Origin of the sequence: Mesorhizobium sp. B2-4-1 (assembly GCF_006442185.1) — a bacterium.
Classification (GTDB): Bacteria; Pseudomonadota; Alphaproteobacteria; order Rhizobiales; family Rhizobiaceae; genus Mesorhizobium.
On record NZ_VFVN01000002.1, the window covers coordinates 743,558 to 760,652 of the forward strand.

Sequence of the window (17,095 nt, forward strand, 5' to 3'; positions counted from 1 at the left end):
CCAAGACTAGAACATACAGGGAACGAAGAGGTGCATCATGAAGCTCACCGGAAAACTCGACTATCTGGAACTGCCGGCAACCGGCGCGACGCTGGACAGTGTGAAAGCCTTCTACAGCGCCGCCTTTGCCTGGTCGTTCACCGACTATGGCCCGACCTATTCGGCCTTTAGCGAGGGACTGGACGGCGGTTTCCAGGCCGACAGCGGCGACGCCACCGCCAAGCCGTTGCCGGTGCTCTATTCCCAGGATCTGGAAGAGACGCTGGCCGCCGTCGAGAATGCCGGCGGCACGATCATCAAACCGATCTTTTCGTTTCCGGGCGGCAGGCGGTTCCACTTTGCCGACCCGGCTGGAAACGAGATGGCGGTGTGGGGAGAATAGGCGGCACGACCGGCGCATGAGACGACCGTCGCCAACGGAGTCGTGGATCAGCAGGAAAGTCGCAATCTCCAGGCATTGAGCTTTCCACCGGCACAGCCTATAAGGCCGCGCGCAGTCGACGCATGTCAGCTGCTGGGGCGTCGCCAAGTGGTAAGGCATCGGTTTTTGGTACCGACATTCCCAGGTTCGAATCCTGGCGCCCCAGCCAAGCGCGCAAGGTCCGTTCCGGACACATAGGTTACGGTTTATACCGGAGACATGTTGTTGGAGCAGAATGAGAATCTATTCCGTCGCCGAGCGGATTGCCTTTGTCGTCACGCTCCTGGCCGTCCTCGTTCTCGCGCTGCTGCCGGCACATCGCCTCAAGCAATTCGGAATCGATATCGGCTTCCATTATGACAAGCTCAATCACGCCAGCGCATTCGCCGTGCTGGCTTTCCTGGGCAGCCTCGGCTGGCCGCGGCACAAGCCGGCGCTGATCGTCTTCCTCGCCTTTGTCGGCGCTGCCATAGAAATTCTCCAGGGCACCACGGCGATAGGCCGCGATTTCGACGTGCTCGACTGGGTTGCCGATTGCATTGGCATTGCATGCGGTCTGCTGGCCGCGATCTGGGCGACCTGGATCGTGCAACGCGCAAGGTGAGAAGAAGCCGAACCGACTGCCTTACCGCGAAAGACAACGCTCAAAATCAGGCTTCAGCACGGCACGTTGAAGGTGAAGTCAGCTTGCCTCGCGCATGGCTTCGGCTGCCTGCAGATCGACCGAAACGAGCTGGCTGACGCCCTGCTCGGCCATGGTCACCCCGAACAGCCGGTCCATGCGCGCCATGGTGATCGGATTGTGGGTGATGATGACGAAGCGCGTCTCGGTGGTCTTGGCCATCTCGTCCATCAGATTGCAGAAGCGTTCGACATTGTGGTCGTCGAGCGGCGCATCGACCTCGTCGAGCACGCAGATCGGCGCCGGGTTGGTGAGGAACACGGCGAAGATCAGCGACATCGCCGTAAGCGCCTGTTCGCCGCCGGACAGCAGCGTCATGGTCTGCGGCTTCTTGCCGGGCGGACGGGCAAGGATTTCAAGCCCCGCCTCAAGCGGATCCTCGGATTCGATCAGCTGCAATTCCGCCGTGCCGCCGCCGAAGAGATGCGAAAACAGCCGCTGGAAATGGCCGTTGACCACGTCGAAGGCCGCGAGAAGCCGCTCGCGGCCCTCGCGGTTGAGGCTCTGGATCGCTTGCCGGAGCTTGCGGATCGCCTCGATAATGTCCTCGCGCTCCGAGACGATGGTCTCCAGCCGGTCCGAAAGCTCCTTCTGCTCTTCCTCGGCGCGCAGGTTAACGGCGCCGAGCCGCTCGCGCTCGATCTTCAGCCTGTCGAGCTGGCGCTCGATCTCGGCCGTTTCGGGCATCGGATCGTCCGCTTCCAGCCCGGTATGGCGGATGACCAGATGTGGCGGCGTGTTCAGCGTCTCCTGGATGCGCGCCTCGACCTCCAGCCGGCGCTCGTCGGCTGCGGTCAAGCGCTCCTCGGCGCGGACACGAGTCTCGCGCGCCTCGGCCAGCGACTGGATGGCGCCGGTGGCCGCCTTGTCCAGTTCGGCCTGCCTGTTCTCCGCTTCCTGCAGACGGTCGGCTGCCGCCTTGCGCAAGGTCTCGGCTTCGGTGAGCTGTGACAGCAAGGCGCGCCGCTTGGCATCGATCTCGTCGGGTGCGTCGGCCAATCTCTCGCGTTCGGCCTCGGCCTCTGACTTGCGTTCGCCCAGCGAGGCGATCTGCGTCGAAGCGTTCTCGGCGCGCTCCAGCCAGTTGCTGCGCTCGGCGCCGATCGCATCGAGCCGGCGCGAACGCGCCTCGGCCTCCCGCCGCAACCCTTCATGGACGGCACGCGCATCGGCGAGCGTGGCGCGGTCGCGGGCGACATTGGCCGAGGATTGCTCGAGCTGTATCTGCAGGTCGCCGAGATCGGGCGCGTCCTGCAGCAGCATTTCCGCCTCAGCAAAGGCGGCCGAAGTTTCTTCATGACTGTCGACAATACGGGCGCGGGCCTCGTCCAGGGCGGCGCGCCGGCTCGCCAACTCGCCGCCGGCCTTTTCGGCTTCGGCCAGCGCGTTGCGGGCGGCGTCCAGCCCGTGCTGGGCGTCGCGTCCGGCCTGACGCGCGGCGCGCTCGGCCTCGCTGGCCTCGCGAAGCGACTGTTCGGCCTGTGCGAGCACCGCCTCGGCCTCGCGCAGCACAAGCGTCGCCTGCACCGCTTCGGCATCGAGCTCGGCCAGCCGGTTCTTTTGCGCCAGGCGTTGCGCGGCCGCGGTCGGCGCGTCGGCGCTGGCGGTCAGCCCGTCCCACCGCCACAGCGCGCCCTCAGGGCTGACCAGCCTCTGGCCGGGCGCGAGCAGCCCTTGCAGGCGGCGGCCGTCGGCGGCTTCGACAATGCCGATCTGCGCCAGCCGGCGGGCAAGCTGCGCCGGGGCACGTACCACGCTGGCCAGGCTCTTGATGCCTTCGGGAAGCGCGGCGTCATCGGCCTGGATCGCGCTCTCGCCCCAATGCACCGGGGCGCTGCGGTCGAGCGGCACGTCAAGGTCCTCGCCGAGGGCGGCGCCCAAGGCCGTCTCATAGCCGCGCTCGACGCTGATCTGTTCCAGCACGGACGGGAAGAGATCGCCGCTGGCTGCGTTCAGGATCTTGGCCAGCGTGCGGGCTTCGGTTTCGATGCGCGCCAGTTCGGCCCTGGCGTCCTGTAATGGCGGGCGGGCGGCATTTTCGGCGGCGCGCGCCTCGGCGACCGCCTGTTCGGCGGCAATCGCGCCGGCCTCGCTCTCTTCGAGCCGCGCCAGCGCGTCCTCGACCAGAAGTCGCTTCTCGGCCGGGTCGGGCAGGCCCGCGACTTTGGAGAGTATTTCCGACAATTCGCGGTCGACATCGGCGAGTTGGCGGGCGAAACGGTCCCGACGCTCGGCGGTCTCGCGCAGCGTCCGCTCGACCTGATTGCGCGAAGCGGCGGCCTCGGCCCGCTCGGCGGTAAGTGCTGCAAGCCTGGCTTCGCTCTGCGAGAGCGTCGCGGCTGCCTGTTCGAAGGCGGCGCGGGTGGTTGCTTCACGCTCGGCCGCGCCGGCATTTTCGGAGTTGAGCGCTGCTTCCTCGGCGCGCAGGCGTTCGAGGATATCCGCATTGTCGCGCACCATGCGCTCCTCGCGGGCGATGTCACCGTCGAGCTGCTGGAGCCGGCGCTCGAGTTCCGCCTGACGGGCGCGGATGCGGCCGGCTTCTTCCTCGATCTGCGATCTGGCGATCGACAGGCGCTGGAAGGCCGCGGCCGCCGCAGCTTCGGCGTCACGCAAATCGGGCAGCCGATGCGCGCCGATACCTTGCTCCCTGGCGGCCGCCATCTGGGCGGCGGCGCGGTCGCCAACCAGGGCGGTGGCGACGGCCAGCGCCGAACGTGCCTCGCCTTCCTGGGCCTTGGCCAGCGTCCAGCGCAGATGGAGCAGCGTCGCCTCGGCCTTGCGGATGTCGGCCGACAGGTTCTTGAAGCGGGAGGCCTGGCGTGCTTGGCGCTTCAGGCTTTCGATCTGGCTTTCCAGCTCGCCAACGACGTCATCCAGGCGCTCGAGGTTCTGCTCGGCGGCCTTGAGCCTGAGTTCGGCCTCGTGGCGGCGCGTATGCAGGCCGGAAATGCCGGCCGCTTCTTCCAGCAGGGCGCGGCGCGCCTGGGGCTTGGCCTGGATCAGCTCGCCGATGCGACCCTGGCCAACCATCGAGGGCGAACGCGCGCCGGTCGACTGGTCGGCGAACAGAAGCTGCACGTCCTTGGCGCGCGCTTCCTTGCCGTTGATACGGTAGAGCGAGCCCGCCTCACGCTCGATGCGGCGCGAGACCTGCAATTCGTCGGCGTCGTTGAAGGCTGCCGGCGCCGAGCGATCGCTGTTGTCGAGGAACAACGTGACCTCGGCGGTATTGCGTGCCGGGCGCGTGCCCGAGCCGGAAAAGATCACGTCGTCCATGCCGGACGCGCGCATGTTCTTGTAGGAGCTTTCGCCCATCACCCAGCGCAGCGCCTCGACAAGGTTAGACTTGCCGCAGCCGTTCGGCCCGACAATGCCCGTCAGGCCGCGTTCGATCACGAACTCGCCTGGTTCGACGAAGGATTTGAAACCGAGGAGGCGAAGGCGCGAAAACTTCATTCACGCCGCCCTGAAAGCGACTTTTGCGAAAACGCGCCGCGGGTTTGCGGCGGCGCGCAGCACGGCCAAAGGCCACGCATGCCGAAGCGCTGCCGCTTCGGCATCGCCAGGACGTCAGAGCTGAGGGTCGATGATGGCCGACATTTCCTCAATCGACATCGCCCCTTTGTAGGTCTTTCCGTTGATGAAGAAGGTCGGCGTCGAGTCGACCTTGAATTCGTCGGCGCCGCGTTTCTGGACCGCCCTCACATCGTCCAGAAGTTTCTGGTCCGTCAAGCAGGCTTCGAAGGACTCCTGTGTAAAACCGGCGAGCTTGGAGATTTGCAGCAGCGCATCCTTGGTGTTGGACACGCCCACCCAGTTCGCCTGCTGCTTGAACAGGACATCCACCATCGGGAAGTAGTTGTCCTTGGCGCAGCGCGCCAGCATGAAACCGGCCTCGGCGCTCGGATCGAACGGGAATTCGCGCAGAATATAGCGCGCCTTGCCGGTATCGATGTATTTCTTCTTCAATTCCGGAAAGGTGGTTTCGGCAAAATGCGCGCAATGCGGGCAGGTCATCGAGGCGTATTCGACGATCGTGACCTTGGCGTCGTCCTTGCCGAGTTGCTTGTCGGGCAATGCGCCGGGCTTAAGCAGTTCGGCCATGTCGACGGTGCCTTGAGCCTCCGGCGCCTTGACGGCGGCCGGCGTGGCCGATGTCGCGGGTGCGGCGGGAGCGGCAGGCTTCACATCGGCCGCCTTGGCTTCCTCACCAGAGTCGCTGCATGCCGCAAGCACGGCCACCACCGGAATGGCGGCCAGCGAAGACAGCAGGTTTCTGCGGGACAAGCTTTTGCCGAACGGAGGACGGTTCATACGAATCACCTGACAGGGGTTGGATTTTGCAACGCAAAGGCACGAAAAGGCGAGAGTTGGCGCGAATTAAGGCATCGCCGTCCCCAATCCAATCGTGAAACTTGAAGCTTATAATCACGAAATCGCGAGATTGGCGACGGTGCTATGACTTTCTTTGTCCCAGAATAGTGGCGCCGAGCCGCTCCAGAGAGGCACGCAGGCCATCGTCTTCTATCTTGCCGACGATGTGCGACAGTCTTGATTTTTCCGCCTCATTGAGAGGCCTGACGGGTGGTTTCGGCCGCGCCTTTTCACTTAGAACCGGCTTCTGCACTATCCTGATGCGGCCGATGGCCGTGAAGCCGAGAAATGCATTGACGCGATTGATGATCTCGCCGGCCTCATGCTGCAGATGGAGCGCCGCCATGCCCTCGCAGGCGATCACCAGCACGGCCGGCTCGAACGGGTCGTCTTCGTGCAGCCGCCGAGGCCACTGGATCTTTTCAGGGCGCGAATGGCCGGCCAGGCGCGAACCGGCAATCTCTTCCCACGACTGGACCAGGCTGACCGAAATGCCCGCCCGCTTGCGCAGCACCGGATCGAGGATCGCGGTGGCGAGATCGCTCACCGGAACGGGATTGCCGAAGGGCTTTTTCCCTGCCATGTGCGTTCTCCAGCCACCCACCTCCACTCTTCCCGGCCGAGGCCGATACGAGATCAATGGCACCGCACGAGCAGACCCGCAAGGCCATATCAGAGGACAGCAGCAGCAAAGCTGCGTCTAGTGACAGCAGCAAAGCTGCGTCTAGTGACAGCAGCAGAGCTGCGTCCGGGGACAGCAGCAAAGCTGGCGATACCGCATCCCGCCTGCTCGCATGGTACGACGTGCATCATCGCGAGTTGCCGTGGCGCGTGACCCCGCGCGACCATGCCCGTGGCGTGCGGCCCGATCCTTACCGGATCTGGCTGTCGGAGGTCATGCTGCAGCAGACCACGGTTGAAGCCGTGAAGGCCTATTTTCGCGCCTTTGTCGAGAAATGGCCTGATGTCGCGGCGCTGGCGGCGGCGCCCGTCGAGGACGTGATGAAAGCCTGGGCAGGGCTCGGCTACTATTCCCGTGCCCGCAACCTCAAGGCCTGTGCCGATCTGGTGGCCGGGCGCGACGGCCGGTTTCCGGATACGGAAGCCGGCTTGAAGGAATTGCCGGGCATCGGCGCCTATACTTCGGCGGCGATCGCGGCGATCGCTTTCGACCGGCCGGCTGCCGTCGTCGATGGCAATGTCGAACGTGTCGTGACCCGCCTGTTCTCCATTGCCACGCCGCTCAGCGAAGCCAAGGCCGACATTCGCGCCCGTGTCGAGCGCATGGTTCCCACGACGAGGCCCGGCGATTTCGCTCAGGCGATGATGGACCTCGGCGCCACGATCTGTACCCCGCGCCGGCCGCGCTGCATGCTTTGCCCGCTGCGCGAGGGCTGCAGCGCGGTCGTTTCAGGCGATCCTGAACAATATCCCGTGCGCCTGCCCAAGGCCGACAAACCGCTGCGGCGCGGCGCAGCCTTCGTCGCCGTGCGAAGCGACGGTGCCATTCTTCTGCGCAAACGCGCCGACAAAGGGCTGCTCGGCGGCATGACCGAGGTGCCGACGACCGGCTGGACGGCGCGGCTGGACGGCGCGACCACAGCGGCGGCCGCACCCTTTCCCGGCGACTGGCGACAAGCCGGCCGGATCGCGCATGTCTTCACCCATTTTGCGCTCGAGCTCGAAATCTTCCTCGCCCGAAGCACCGGCGAGACGCCCGCCGGGCATTTCTGGTCGCTGCCGTCGGACATTTCGGGTGAAGCGCTGCCCACTGTCATGAAAAAGGCAATCGAGGCTGCGATACCCGGCGCGACGAAAAAAGCCGTCACCGAACAGTGCAGAGAGGCCCCATGACTGAAATCCGCCACATCGTGTTCGACATCGGCAAAGTGCTGATCCACTACGACCCGAACATCCCGTTCAGCCGGCTTATTCCCGATGCCGAGGAGAGAAAGTGGTTCTTCGACAATGTCTGCACGCATGACTGGAACATCGAGCAGGACCGCGGCCGGACATGGGAAGAGGCGGAAACGCTGCTGATCGCGGACCACCCGGATCACGCGGAAAACATCCGCAATTTTCGCCGCCACTGGCACGACATGGTGCCGCATGCCTATGACGACAGCGTCGCCATCATGGTCGGTCTGATCGACAGCGGCCACGATGTCACCATGCTGACCAACTTCGCCGCCGATACGCTGGCCGAAGCGCGCAAACGCTTCGATTTTCTCAATCGTCCGCGCGGTGTCACCATTTCGGGTGAGATCGGCAAGATCAAGCCGGATCGCGACATCTACGACCATCACGTCGCCGCGTTCGAGCTCGAACCGTCCGCGACGCTGTTCATCGACGACAGCCAGAAGAATGTCGACGGCGCCAAAGCGGCCGGCTGGCAGGCAGTGCTGTTCACCGATGCCAAGACACTTCAAGCAGACCTTGAGCGGCTCGGAATCAAGGCGTGATTTGAATCGCTTCCAGTACTTCGTTGAGACTTTGAACCAACGCCAAGGCCGCGGCAATCGGCAGGGTCAGCCCCCTGCCCTTTCCATGCCGAGACGCGCGATGCGACGCAGTTCGTCGATCGGGGTCAGGCCGCCGCTGCGCTCATAGTGCCAGAAGGTCCAGCCGTTGCAGGCATCCAGGCCCTGAACTTCGGCGCCGATCTTGTGGATCGATCCGGCACTGTCGCCGATCGCCACCGTGCCATCGGCGCGAACCTTGGCCGCCCAGCGCTTCTTGGCGTCGTAGAGCGTAGCACCGGGCGTCACCAGCCCGGTGTCGATCAGGCTGACGAAGGCGACGCGAGGCTCGGCGCGCTTGCCAGTGAGCAGGGTCAGGTCCGCGCCGTCGAGCGGCCGCACCGCGTCGATGCGTTCATTGGCGGCGTCGATATAGGCCTGCTCGCGCTCTATGCCGACAAAATGCCTGCCAAGGCGCTTGGCCACCGCGCCTGTCGTGCCGGAGCCGAAGAAGGGATCGAGCACGACGTCGCCGGGCTTGGTCGAGGCCATCATGACGCGGGCGAGCAGCGCCTCCGGCTTCTGCGTCGGGTGCAGTTTATCGCCATTGTCGTTCTTCAGCCGCTCGCCACCGGTGCAGATCGGGAACAGCCAGTCGGAACGCATCTGTATGTCGTCGTTCGACGCCTTCAACGCTTCGTAGTTGAAGGTATAGCCCTTGCCCTTCTGGTCGCGGGAGGCCCAGATCATCGTCTCATGCGCGTTCTGGAAGCGGCGGCCGCGAAAATTCGGCATCGGGTTGGTCTTGCGCCATACGACGTCGTTGAGGATCCAGAAGCCGAGGTCCTGCATCTTGGCCCCGACCCGGAAGATGTTGTGATAGGAGCCGATGACCCAGATGGTGCCGTTGGGCTTCAGCACCCGGCGCGCGGCCAGCAGCCAGGCGCGCGTGAAGGCATCGTAGGCCTCGAAGCTCTCGAACCGATCCCAGTCGTCGTCGACCGCGTCGACCTTGGATTGGTCGGGCCGGTGCAGGTCGCCGTCGAGCTGCAGATTGTAGGGCGGATCGGCGAAGATGACGTCGATGCATTTTTCGGGCAGCCGGTCGAGCGCCGCGACGCAGTCGCCCTTCAGGATCGTGTCCAGCCATTCGGATTGCTGGGGAGCATGGGAAAGCTCGTCGACAAGACGCACGGCTGACATTTTTACACCCAAGGCACGCGTTACTGTTTACTCCCGGTTATGGTTACCGATCAGCGTAAATATTCGGTGAAGGGCAGCGATCGGACGCCGCCGGTTTGCGCCGACGTGCCCGTTGGTGTATGCCGCGCCGCCTGAAGCCTGCCCGTTCTCATTGCCCGGATCACCATGCCCCAGCCAGACCTTGTCATCTTCGATTGCGACGGCGTGCTCGTCGATTCCGAAATCATCGCCGCGCGCGTCGAGGCCGAGCTCCTGACCTTGTCCGGGTACGAAATCTCGGCCGAGGAGATTGCCGAGACTTATGCGGGGCTGACGTTCAAGGACATTCTGATGCGGGTTGAGGAGAAGTCCAACATCCCGTTCCAGGTTTCGCTGATCGATCGCGCCGAAGAGCTGGTCGACCGGAAACTGCGCAGCGACGTTCGTGCCATCGAGGGCGTGCGCGAAGCGGTCGCCTCGGTGACGGCGCAACGTTGCATCTGCTCCAACTCACGCTCGGAGCGGATAGAATTCATGCTGGAGAAGGTGCATCTGCTGCCATTCTTTGCCGGGCGCATCTTCTCCGCGATGGAGACGCCGACCGGAAAAACCAAACCGGCTCCGGACGTGTTCCTGTTCGCCGCCGAAAAGCTCGGCGCCCATCCGGCAAACACTTTCGTCATCGAGGATTCCGTGCACGGCGTGACCGGCGCAAGGTCGGCAGGAATGCGTGTCATCGGGTTCACGGGCGCCGCCCATAGCTATCCCGGCCATGCCGATGCGCTGACGGAGGCGGGCGCCGAGACGGTGATCCGCCGCTGGGCGGATCTGAGCGGCACGCTGGTCGCCCTATCAGAATGGTCGGCGGACGTGTGAGCGTCCGCTAGGCCCCGACGAGCACCCTGCGGATTTAGTTGGTCGCGGCGGCTTTCTTCCTGTTTTTCTTCGATTTGTCGGTCGCGGCCTTCGGCGCATTTTCATCATAGCCGGCATAGGCCTGATAATCCTGCGCCGTCGGCGCCGGCACGACGATGTTGGAATCGGTGAACACGAACTGCGTGGCGACCGAGGGGTCGGTAACCTGGACCTGATATTGGTGGATCTGCGAATAAAGCACCTCGGTGCCATGCATCACCGCGGTGCGGATCGGCATGGTGATGGTGCCGGGCGTGAATTTCGGCCCCGGCACGATCTTGCCGGCGACGGCGATCTTCATCGTCAGCTGTCCGTCGGCGCGGCTGCAATCGCGGGTCACGTCGCTGATCGAGGCCTGATAAATGACCCTCGCCGAATCGTCCGGCGGAGTAGCAGCGGCAGCATCGGCCGCAGCCTGGGCCGCGGCATCCTGCGCGGCGTCGCCGGTCTTCTTGAGCTTGGGCCTGGGCTTCCGGGCTTCGTTGGCGTAGGTGTTGAAGAATGCCGTGCCGTCGCGAAGCATCACCCTCGGGCAATAGGCATTCAACTGGCTGGCCAGAATCTTGGGGTCCTGCGGCGGCGGTGGCGCGGTCGGGTCCTTCTTGCCAAAACCCAGGTTCAGCATACCGTTGTCGCCTGATTGGCAGCCGGCGGCGGCAAGCATAAAGCCGGTGAGCGCAAGACCCGCGAAAAAGCGACCGCTGAATGTATGAAACGCCATGAAACTGCACTTCCCTCTCGCAAAGCTGGTGACGTATATCAACCGCGCGGCAAAAATGCGACTGAGCCAGCGTAGAAATTAACCACCTTGCGTGGGTCGAAAACCCAAGGCAGTAACGGAATTGTGACGATGCAATATGTGAGTACCCGCGGCGAGGCGCCCGCGCTTGGGTTTTGCGATGCCGTCCTGACAGGCCTGGCACGCGACGGCGGGCTCTATGTGCCGCGCCAGTGGCCGCAATTCTCGATGGCCGAGATCCGCGCCATGCGCGGCTTGGCCTATCCCGAACTGGCCATCCGGGTGCTGTCGCCGTTTCTTGGCGACGAAATCCCGGCCCCCGTGTTCGAGCGTCTGGTGCGGGAGGCCTATGCCACCTTCCGCCACGAGGCTGTCTGCCCGCTGGTCCAGACCGGCCCCAACGCTTTTGTCCTCGAACTCTTCCATGGACCTACGCTCGCCTTCAAGGACGTAGCGATGCAGTTGCTCGCCCGGCTGATGGACCATGTGCTCGCCGAACGCAACCAGAATGCCACCATCGTCGGCGCCACATCGGGCGACACCGGCGGAGCAGCGATAGACGCCTTCGCCGGGCGCAGCCGCACCGACATCTTCATTCTCTTCCCGCATGGCCGCGTGTCGCCGGTGCAGCAACGGCAGATGACGACATCGAAGGCTGAGAACGTGCATGCCCTGGCGATCGAAGGCAATTTCGACGATTGCCAGGGCATGCTCAAGGACATGTTCAACGATCACGGCTTTCGCGACCGTGTCTCGCTGTCGGGGGTGAATTCAATCAACTGGGCCCGCATCATGGCCCAGATCGTCTATTATTTCTCCTCGGCCCTGTCGCTCGGCGCGCCCGATCGCCCCGTCTCCTTCACCGTGCCCACAGGGAATTTCGGCGATATCTTTGCCGGTTACGCCGCCAAAAAAATGGGACTGCCGATCGATCGGCTGGTCATCGCCACCAACGACAACGACATACTGGCACGCACTTTCGCGACCGGCGAATACCGCACCAAGGGCGTGTTCGCGACCACCTCGCCTTCCATGGACATTCAGGTGTCGTCGAATTTCGAGCGCCTGCTGTTCGAGGCGTCGGGCCGCGACCCGGCGACCGTGCGGCGCTACATGGCCGGGCTCAAACAATCCGGCGCCTTCACCATAGAAGCCACGGAAATCGCGGGGATGCGAGCCGAATTCGATGCCGGCCGCGCAGATATGGACGAGGTCGCCGCGACGATCCGCTCGACGCTCGCGGCCAGCAACTACCTGCTTGATCCGCATACCGCGGCAGCCGTGCATGTCGCGGCCGGCAAGGCTTCGAATGCCGTGCCGATGGTGGTGCTGGGCACTGCGCACCCAGCAAAATTCCCGGCCGCCGTCGAGGCCGCCAGCGGCGTGTCACCCGCGCTGCCCGCATGGCTAGGTGGGTTGATGACATCGGAGGAAAAATACACGGTACTTCCATCCGACCTGAAAATGGTGGAAGATTACGTCAGCCGCCGTGCGCGAGCGGCGCGTTAAGGAGTACGAACCATATGGGTGTTGAGGTAAGCCGTCTGTCGAACGGCCTGACAGTCGCCACCGAAACCCTTCCAAGCATCGAATCGGTTGCCCTGGGTGCCTGGGTCAAGTCGGGTGCCCGCAATGAGCGTGACGAAGAGCATGGCATGGCCCATCTGCTCGAGCACATGGCGTTCAAGGGCACAAAGCGGCGAACAGCCTTCGAGATCGCATCGGAGATCGAGGACGTGGGCGGCGAGATCAACGCCGCCACCAGCGTCGAGACCACATCCTACTATGCCAGGGTGCTCTCCGACGACGTGCCGCTGGCCGTCGACATTCTTGCCGACATCCTGCAGGAATCGGAATTCGATCCGCAGGAGCTCGAACGCGAGCAGCACGTGATCCTGCAGGAAATCGGCGCCGCGCACGACACGCCCGATGACATCGTGTTCGACCGGTTCACCGAGACGGCCTTTCGCCACCAGACCATCGGCCGCTCGATTCTGGGCACGCCGGAAACCGTCAAATCCTTTACCTCGAAGCAATTGCACGATTTCATCGAGCGCCAGTATGGCGCCGAACGCATGGTGATCGTGGCCGCCGGCGACATCAAGCACGACAATTTCGTGCGCGAAGTGGAAAAGCAGCTCGGCGGCTTCCGCACCAAGGCCGACAACACCATCCCGCAATATGCGCAATATGTCGGCGGCGATTTCCGCGAGGACCGCGACCTGATGGACGCGCAGATCGTGCTGGGCTTCGAAGGCCGCGCCTACCATGTGCGCGATTTCTACGCCTCGCAGGTGCTGTCGATGATCCTCGGCGGCGGCATGTCGTCCAGGCTGTTCCAGGAAGTCCGCGAAAAGCGTGGCCTGTGCTATTCGGTCTATGCCTTCCACTGGGGCTTTTCCGACACCGGCATATTCGGCGTCCATGCCGCGACCGGGCAGAGCGACATCGCCGAACTGGTGCCCGTCATCATCGAGGAATTGCAGAAGGCCGGCGAGAACATCCTGCAGGAAGAGCTGGACCGGGCGCGCGCACAATACCGCGCAGGTCTGATCATGTCGGCGGAAAGTCCGGCCAGCCGCGCCTCGCAGATCGCGCGACAGCTGCTCTTGTTCGGCCGGCCGATCGCCAAGGAGGAACTGATGGAGCGGCTCTCGGCGCTGACGGTCGATCGTTTGACCGACCTGTCGTCACGGCTGTTCTCGACCAAACCGACGCTTACCGCTGTAGGGCCCGTGGGTACGCTGGCGCCATACGAAGCGATCCTCGATTCGCTTCCGGGCACGCCCACCACGGCCCGCAAGCTCGCCGTCTAAGCCCGCACAAGCGCCGTGTTCGCGCTCCCTTTCTTTCGCCGCGACCTGCCGGCACTGAAGGGCGACCGCGTGACGCTGCGCGTGCCGTTCACCAATGACTACCGGGAGTGGTCGACTGTGCGCGGCGAGAGCCGGGCATTCCTCGAACCATGGGAGCCGCGCTGGGCGCCGGACGAGCTTGACCGGGCGGCATGGCGACTGCGCATCAGCCGCTACCGCGAGGACTATGCGCAGGGAACCGCGATCGCCTTCTTCATATTCGAGAAGTCGAGCGGCAGGTTGGCTGGCGGAATTACGCTCGGCAACATACGCCACGGGGTCTCGCAGAGCGGGCATGTCGGCTACTGGATCGGCGAGCGCTTCGGCGGTCGTGGCCTGATGACCGACGCCGTCAAGGTCGTGACCCGCTTCGCCTTCGATACGCTGAGGTTGCACCGGATCGAAGCGGCCTGTATTCCCGACAATATCAGGTCGATCCGTGTGCTTGAAAAAGCCGGATTCCGGCGCGAAGGACTTCTGCGATCCTACCTCAGGATCAATGGCATCTGGCAGGACCACTACCTCTACGCCCGGATCGCGGACGATCCGCCAGGCGCTGGAACGAAGGACTGATTTTTGACGAAATTCCTGCGCAACGGGCCGCTGTTCGCCTTTGTCCTCGCGACGATCCTGACGCTGTGGGCGGCGTCCTCGGCCTTTGCCGTCGAACCGATCAAGATCGCTCGCGACGATGTCGCGCTCGATCTGTCCGGCGCCGTGGAAATCTACCGCAACCAGGGCGAAAACTTCCAGGTTTCGACCGCGCCCGGACCCGACGGCATCGTGCGACGCATCGAGGTCGAGGCCAATGACGCCCGTTCCACCGGCGACTGGGCCGTGTTCGCGCTTGCCAACACCACCGACCAGCAGCTCGACCGGCTGATCGTGGCGCCGCATTTCCGACTGGTCAATTCCGGCATCTTCTGGCCGGATCTCGGCTCGACCCGTATCGCCGCGATCACGCCCAGCGAAGGCTTTGCGCTCGACCGCCAGAGCAGCCCGGACGCCGACGTCTTCCGGGTGACGCTGAACCCGGGAACGGTGATCACCTTCATCGCCGAACTCGCCTCGCCCAAGCTGCCGCAGGTCTATCTCTGGGACCCGGAATCCTACAAGGACTCAGTCAATTCCTACACGCTGTTCCGCGGCATCGTCATCGGCATCGCCGGGCTTCTCGCGCTGTTCCTGACCATCCTGTTCGTGGTCAAGGGAACCTCCATGTTCCCCGCGACCGCGGCACTCGCCTGGGCCGTGCTTGCCTATATCTGCGTCGATTTCGGCTTCCTCAACAAGATCATCGAGATATCGCCCGGCAACGAGCAGATGTGGCGGGCGGGAACGGAGGTGGCCCTGGCGGCGACCTTCGTGGTGTTCCTGTTCGCCTATCTCAACCTCAACCGATGGCACGGCCATTTCAGCTATGGGGCGCTGGTCTGGATCCTCGGGCTGCTCTTGATCGCCGGCGTCGCCATCGTCGACCCGGCGGTCGCCGCGGGCATCGCCAGGCTGTCCTTCGCCGCCACCGCGCTGACCGGGCTCGGCCTGATCATCTTCCTCGGCATACGCGGCTATGACCGTGCCATCATGCTGGTGCCCAGTTGGGTGATGGTGCTGTTGTGGCTATGCGGATCGTGGATGGCGATAACCGGCATGCTCGACAACGACATCGCCCAGCCGGCGCTTGGCGGCGGTCTGATCCTCATCATCCTGCTGATCGGCTTCACCGTCATGCAGCATGCCTTTGCCGGCGGCGCGCTGCACCAGGGTCTGTTCTCCGACCTCGAGCGGCAGGCGCTGGCGGTGGCCGGCTCGGGCGACACGGTGTGGGACTGGGACGTGCTGCGCGACCGCGTCGTCACCAAGCCCGACGTCAGCATCCAGCTCGGCCTCGCCCCCAACAGCCTGGGGGGTGCAGCCCGCAACTGGCTGCCGGTGCTGCATGTCGATGACCGCGACACGTTCCGCACCACGCTCGACGTGGTGCTCGAGCACCGTCGCGGCAAGGTGGCGCAGAACTTCCGGTTGCGCGGCGCCGACGGCCACTATCACTGGTTTGCGCTGCGCGCGCGCCCGGTTATCGGATCGGACGGTGAGGTCATCCGCTGTGTCGGCACCATGGTTGACGTCACCGAGCAGAAAAAATCCGAGGAGAGGCTGCTGCACGACGCGGTGCACGACAACCTCACCGGCCTGCCCAATCGCGAATTGTTCATGAACCGGCTCGAGGCGATCATCTCGATCGCACGGACCGAAGAGAAGGTGCGCCCGACCGTCTTCGTCATCGACATCGACCGCTTCAAGCAGGTCAATGACGGGCTCGGCATCTCGGCCGGCGACACCATCCTGCTCACCATCGCGCGACGCCTGCACCGGCTCTTGAAGCCGAAGGACTCGCTGTCACGCTTCGCCGGCGACCAGTTCGCCTTGATGCTGCTTTCCGAGCAGGACCCGGCCCGCATCGCGGCGGTGGCGGACGCCATCAAGCATGCCATCAACGCCCCGATCACCTTTGCCAAGCGCGAGATCGTGCTGACCGCCTCGATCGGGCTGATCACCTGGACCTCGGCGCAGACCTCGGCCGAGGACATGGTCAAGGACGCCGAGCTTGCCATGCACCAGGCCAAGCGCTTCGGCGGCGACCGGATCGAACCGTTCCGTCCGGCCTTCCGCGCCGTCGGCACCGATCGGCTGCAGTTCGAATCCGACCTGCGCCGCGCCATCGAACGGCGCGAATTCACGCTTGCCTACCAGCCGATCGTTCGGCTGGAAGATGGCAGCGTCGCCGGCTTCGAGGCATTGCTGCGCTGGGACCATCCGCGCCGCGGCATGATCCCGCCGGCGGATTTCATTCCGGTCGCCGAAAGCTGCGGGCTGATCGTACAGCTTGGGCTGTTCGCCATGCAGCAGGCCGCCGAGGATCTGGCGGCATGGCAAAAGCAGATCGGCGACGCGCCGCTGTCGGTTTCGGTCAACCTCTCCAGCCGCCAGCTCATCCGCCGCGACCTGGTCAGCGACGTCCGCTCCGTGATTGCGCGGGCCAATCTGAAGCCGCGCTGCTTCCGGCTCGAGCTCACGGAATCGCTGGTTATGGACAATCCCGAGCAGACTGCCCATGTGCTGACCAAGCTGAAGCAGCTCGGCATCGGCCTGTCGCTCGACGATTTCGGTACCGGCTATTCTTCGCTCGCCTATCTGACGCGCTTTCCCTTCGACACGATCAAGATCGACAAGAGTTTCGTGGACGACAGCACGCCCAAACGCGCCGTGCTGCTCAAATCCATGGTCAGCATGGCGCATGAGCTCGGCCTGTCGGTGGTCGCCGAAGGCATTTCGGACGAGCGCGACGCGCTGGAGCTGCGCCAGATGGGCTGCGAATATGTGCAGAGCTTCATGTTCGGCGCCCCGATGCCCGGGGATCAGGTGCTGAAGACGCTGAAGGAACAGTATCCGCTGACGCAGGCGTAA

14 protein-coding genes and 1 tRNA gene are annotated in these 17,095 nt (G+C 64.2%); 10 read left to right on the top strand and 5 right to left on the bottom strand.

The window, feature by feature from the left end; genetic code table 11:
• The first annotated feature begins 37 nt into the window (after window positions 1-37).
• The 3 genes from FJ949_RS08215 to FJ949_RS08225 all read left to right on the top strand — a co-directional run bounded on the left by FJ949_RS08215 (window position 38) and on the right by FJ949_RS08225 (window position 1,025).
• Window positions 38-382 (top strand): VOC family protein, encoded by a 345-nt coding sequence (locus FJ949_RS08215; protein WP_140494922.1) that lies wholly within the window; start codon window positions 38-40, stop codon window positions 380-382.
• 133 nt (window positions 383-515) lie between these two features.
• A tRNA-Gln gene (locus tag FJ949_RS08220) sits at window positions 516-590 on the top strand.
• A 66-nt stretch (window positions 591-656) separates the two neighbouring features.
• On the top strand, window positions 657-1,025 hold the full coding sequence (locus tag FJ949_RS08225; RefSeq protein ID WP_140494924.1) for a VanZ family protein: 369 nt from the start codon (window positions 657-659) through the stop codon (window positions 1,023-1,025).
• Window positions 1,026-1,103: 78 nt separating this feature from the next.
• On the opposite strand, the gene smc is transcribed toward FJ949_RS08225, so the two are convergent.
• The 3 genes from smc to FJ949_RS08240 all read right to left on the bottom strand — a co-directional run bounded on the left by smc (window position 1,104) and on the right by FJ949_RS08240 (window position 6,063).
• Window positions 1,104-4,562 (bottom strand): chromosome segregation protein SMC, encoded by a 3,459-nt coding sequence (gene smc / locus FJ949_RS08230; protein WP_140494926.1) that lies wholly within the window; start codon window positions 4,560-4,562, stop codon window positions 1,104-1,106.
• A gap of 114 nt (window positions 4,563-4,676) precedes the next feature.
• Window positions 4,677-5,420 (bottom strand): DsbA family protein, encoded by a 744-nt coding sequence (locus FJ949_RS08235; RefSeq protein ID WP_140494928.1) that lies wholly within the window; start codon window positions 5,418-5,420, stop codon window positions 4,677-4,679.
• Between the two features lie 142 nt (window positions 5,421-5,562).
• Window positions 5,563-6,063: a DUF721 domain-containing protein gene (locus FJ949_RS08240; RefSeq protein ID WP_140494930.1), complete on the bottom strand. Its 501-nt coding sequence runs from the start codon at window positions 6,061-6,063 to the stop codon at window positions 5,563-5,565.
• Window positions 6,064-6,119: 56 nt separating this feature from the next.
• On the opposite strand from FJ949_RS08240, the gene mutY reads away from it, so the two are divergent.
• Window positions 6,120-7,334, top strand: coding sequence for an A/G-specific adenine glycosylase (mutY, locus tag FJ949_RS08245; RefSeq protein WP_140494932.1), 1,215 nt, complete (start codon window positions 6,120-6,122; stop codon window positions 7,332-7,334).
• On the top strand, window positions 7,331-7,942 hold the full coding sequence (locus tag FJ949_RS08250) for an HAD family phosphatase (protein WP_140494934.1): 612 nt from the start codon (window positions 7,331-7,333) through the stop codon (window positions 7,940-7,942). Before mutY ends, FJ949_RS08250 begins: the two co-directional genes overlap by 4 nt.
• A gap of 66 nt (window positions 7,943-8,008) precedes the next feature.
• Here the strand turns inward: FJ949_RS08250 and FJ949_RS08255 are convergent, their stop codons facing one another.
• The gene (locus FJ949_RS08255; RefSeq protein WP_140494936.1) at window positions 8,009-9,142 is read right to left on the bottom strand and encodes a site-specific DNA-methyltransferase; all 1,134 of its coding nucleotides are present in this window, start codon (window positions 9,140-9,142) and stop codon (window positions 8,009-8,011) included.
• 165 nt (window positions 9,143-9,307) lie between these two features.
• Here FJ949_RS08255 and FJ949_RS08260 point away from each other — a divergent pair, with 165 nt between their 5' ends.
• Window positions 9,308-9,997 (top strand): HAD family hydrolase, encoded by a 690-nt coding sequence (locus FJ949_RS08260; RefSeq protein ID WP_140494937.1) that lies wholly within the window; start codon window positions 9,308-9,310, stop codon window positions 9,995-9,997.
• 34 nt (window positions 9,998-10,031) lie between these two features.
• Here the strand turns inward: FJ949_RS08260 and FJ949_RS08265 are convergent, their stop codons facing one another.
• On the bottom strand, window positions 10,032-10,757 hold the full coding sequence (locus FJ949_RS08265; protein WP_140494939.1) for a hypothetical protein: 726 nt from the start codon (window positions 10,755-10,757) through the stop codon (window positions 10,032-10,034).
• Between the two features lie 129 nt (window positions 10,758-10,886).
• Here FJ949_RS08265 and thrC point away from each other — a divergent pair, with 129 nt between their 5' ends.
• The 4 genes from thrC to FJ949_RS08285 are packed head-to-tail and all read left to right on the top strand — an operon-like array spanning window position 10,887 to window position 17,095.
• On the top strand, window positions 10,887-12,284 hold the full coding sequence (gene thrC, locus FJ949_RS08270; RefSeq protein WP_140494941.1) for a threonine synthase: 1,398 nt from the start codon (window positions 10,887-10,889) through the stop codon (window positions 12,282-12,284).
• A 14-nt stretch (window positions 12,285-12,298) separates the two neighbouring features.
• A complete protein-coding gene (locus tag FJ949_RS08275) occupies window positions 12,299-13,591 on the top strand; it encodes a pitrilysin family protein (protein WP_140494943.1) in 1,293 nt (430 codons plus the stop codon).
• 15 nt (window positions 13,592-13,606) lie between these two features.
• Window positions 13,607-14,203: a GNAT family protein gene (locus FJ949_RS08280; RefSeq protein ID WP_140494945.1), complete on the top strand. Its 597-nt coding sequence runs from the start codon at window positions 13,607-13,609 to the stop codon at window positions 14,201-14,203.
• 3 nt (window positions 14,204-14,206) lie between these two features.
• A complete protein-coding gene (locus FJ949_RS08285; RefSeq protein WP_140494947.1) occupies window positions 14,207-17,095 on the top strand; it encodes an EAL domain-containing protein in 2,889 nt (962 codons plus the stop codon).